Source organism: Microbacterium sp. (assembly GCF_030149085.1).
Taxonomy (GTDB): Bacteria; Actinomycetota; Actinomycetes; order Actinomycetales; family Microbacteriaceae; genus Microbacterium.
Map to the genome: position 1 here is coordinate 1 of NZ_JASBSF010000207.1, position 2,454 is coordinate 2,454.

Genomic DNA, 2,454 nt, shown 5'->3' on the forward strand with positions numbered 1-2,454 from the left:
ATCAGCATGATGATGATGAGCTTCGGCGCGATGGCTCTGATTGCTGTGCTTTGGATCCTCTACGGATTCAACATGGCCGCCGTGAGCGACCCCTGGGCTTTTGCAGGAAACCCCTTCTCGAACTTCGCACTCTCGTCGCCTGAGCTTTCCAGCTCGGACTTCGTGCTCGCGCTCTTCGGCTCCACCTTCGCGATCATCACGGTGGCCCTGATCTCGGGCGCCATCGCTGACCGCGCCCGGTTCGGATCGTGGATGATCTTCGCCGGCGTGTGGGCGACTGTCGTCTACTTCCCCGTGGCCGCATGGGTCTGGGGTGGCGGCTGGATCATGAACCTCGGAACCACGCTGTTCGGCGAGGAGTCCGGGATCTTCGTGATGGACTACGCGGGTGGTACTGCCGTTCACATCAACGCGGGTGCTGCAGCCCTTGCGCTGGCACTCGTGCTGGGCAAGCGCATCGGCTTCCAGAAGGGCATCCAGAAGCCGCACAACGTGCCGCTGGTCATGCTCGGCGCATCGATCCTGTGGTTCGGCTGGTTTGGCTTCAACGCGGGTGCTGAGGCGAACTGGTACTACGCCGACACCGAGACCTACGGCTCGATGGGTCCGGACAGCCTCGCTGGCGTCATCGTCATCAACACCCTCGGCGCGACCGCCGCTGCCATCATCGGTTGGCTGATCGTCGAGAAGTTCAAGGACGGCAAGGCTACGTCGGTCGGTGCTGCTTCGGGTGCCGTTGCCGGTCTCGTTGCCATCACGCCCGCCTGTGCGTTCCTGACGCCCGGCTGGGCGCTCCTGCTCGGTCTCGTCACCGGTGTGATCTGCGCCTTCGCTATCGAGCTCAAGTGGAAGCTCGGCTACGACGACTCGCTCGACGTTGTCGGCATCCACCTGGTCGGTGGTGTCATCGGAACGCTGTACCTCGGCTTCTTCGCAACCGAGACCGGTCTCTTCCTCGGTGGCGGCATCGAGCAGCTCACGGTACAGGCGATCGCAGCCTTCGGCGTCCTGATCTACTCCTTCGTCGTGGCCTGGATCCTGGGCTTCGCGATCGAGAAGACGATCGGCTTCCGCATCAAGAACGAGGACGAGCTCGCCGGTGTCGACACCAGCGTGCACGGCGAAGAGGGCTACTCGCTCGCCGAGCAGGTCTGATTCACCCGGAGTTCGTCTCCTTACCCTCAGGGGCGTCGCGACTGGTTCGCGGCGCCCCTGAGGCGTTTTCTCGTGTGTTCGCCGGTTAGGGTGACTTCGTGAATCGGCTGTCATCGCTTGTCCGTAAGGTTGCGCGTGCGCTCACGCCGCCGATGCGCAGGAAGGAACGTACGGATGCCGCACCAGACGCGCCGCCGCTCGCCGTCCGCACGCGGCTCATTGCGGCACCTGGCGCGAACGGCCTGAAGATCAGTTATGCACCCGAAGCGGACGGGGACGCTGACGCCGGCGAGATCGTGTGGACCTGGGTGCCTTACGCCGAAGGCGACGGACGAGGCAAGGATCGTCCGGTTCTCGTGATCGGCCGCCAGGACTCCGATCAGGTCTACGCGGTGAGACTGACCAGCCAGCCGCACGACGGTGACCGGGACTACATCGCGATCGGGGCAGGGCCGTGGGATGCGCGAGGGAGAGCATCCTGGGTCGACATCGAGCAGCTCTACAGCGTGCATCATCGGGGGATGCGCCGTGAGGCCGCCGCGCTGGATCTCGACCGCTTTGTACTCGTCGCTAACGCGCTGCGTAGCCGCTACGGCTGGGATGCCGAGAAGCGTCGGTGATACTCAATGTGGTGGGCGATACCAGACTCGAACTGATGACCTCTTCCGTGTGAAGGAAGCGCGCTACCAACTGCGCCAATCGCCCAAGACCCTCGCGGGCCGAGTCTCGATCCTACCGGATTCCTGGTCAAGCACACGACCGCGGACTCCGACACGCGCGGAGCCGTTTCGGTTTTGCGCGGCGGCGATTCTCGACTAAAGTCGATCAAGCGCCACACGGTGGCGCAATGCGGATGTAGCGCAGTTGGTAGCGCATCACCTTGCCAAGGTGAGGGTCGCGAGTTCGAGTCTCGTCATCCGCTCGAGTGCGGGGCTTCCTTCGGGAGCACGACACGTGGGTCGAACCACACACGGTGGCGTGGCCGAGCGGCTAGGCACCGGCCTGCAAAGCCGTTTACACGGGTTCGAATCCCGTCGCCACCTCGCATGACAACTGAATAGCCTTTTAGGCGCGATTGGCGCAGCGGTAGCGCGCTTCCCTGACACGGAAGAGGTCACTGGTTCGATCCCAGTATCGCGCACCACCTGAAACCCCCGGAATTCCGGGGGTTTTTCGTTTACGTTGCTGGCACACGGCACGACGCCGTATCACCACGTTCCGTCGCGCCCTGTGGCGGAGCTGAGCCCATTGCGGCCGCAGTGTGGCGCGACCGAAAGGGTCCAAGATCCACGCTCACGA

Annotated in this window: 2 protein-coding genes and 4 tRNA genes; 5 read left to right on the forward strand and 1 reads right to left on the reverse strand. The window is 63.7% G+C overall.

What is annotated here, in order from left to right; all coding sequences use genetic code 11:
• Positions 1-1,155: ammonium transporter (locus Q1V87_RS08305; protein WP_300591673.1), on the forward strand; the 1,155-nt coding region annotated here is incomplete at its 5' end.
• Positions 1,156-1,253: 98 nt separating this feature from the next.
• Positions 1,254-1,775 (forward strand): type II toxin-antitoxin system PemK/MazF family toxin, encoded by a 522-nt coding sequence (locus Q1V87_RS08310; protein WP_300591674.1) that lies wholly within the window; start codon positions 1,254-1,256, stop codon positions 1,773-1,775.
• A 9-nt stretch (positions 1,776-1,784) separates the two neighbouring features.
• Here Q1V87_RS08310 and Q1V87_RS08315 read toward each other — a convergent pair.
• Positions 1,785-1,860, reverse strand: a tRNA-Val gene (locus tag Q1V87_RS08315).
• A 144-nt stretch (positions 1,861-2,004) separates the two neighbouring features.
• Here Q1V87_RS08315 and Q1V87_RS08320 point away from each other — a divergent pair.
• From Q1V87_RS08320 to Q1V87_RS08330, 3 genes are all read left to right on the forward strand, one after another.
• Positions 2,005-2,077: transfer RNA gene (locus tag Q1V87_RS08320), tRNA-Gly, on the forward strand.
• 50 nt (positions 2,078-2,127) lie between these two features.
• Positions 2,128-2,198 (forward strand) — tRNA-Cys (locus Q1V87_RS08325).
• Positions 2,199-2,224: 26 nt separating this feature from the next.
• Positions 2,225-2,299, forward strand: a tRNA-Val gene (locus Q1V87_RS08330).
• The last annotated feature ends 155 nt before the right edge of the window (positions 2,300-2,454 follow it).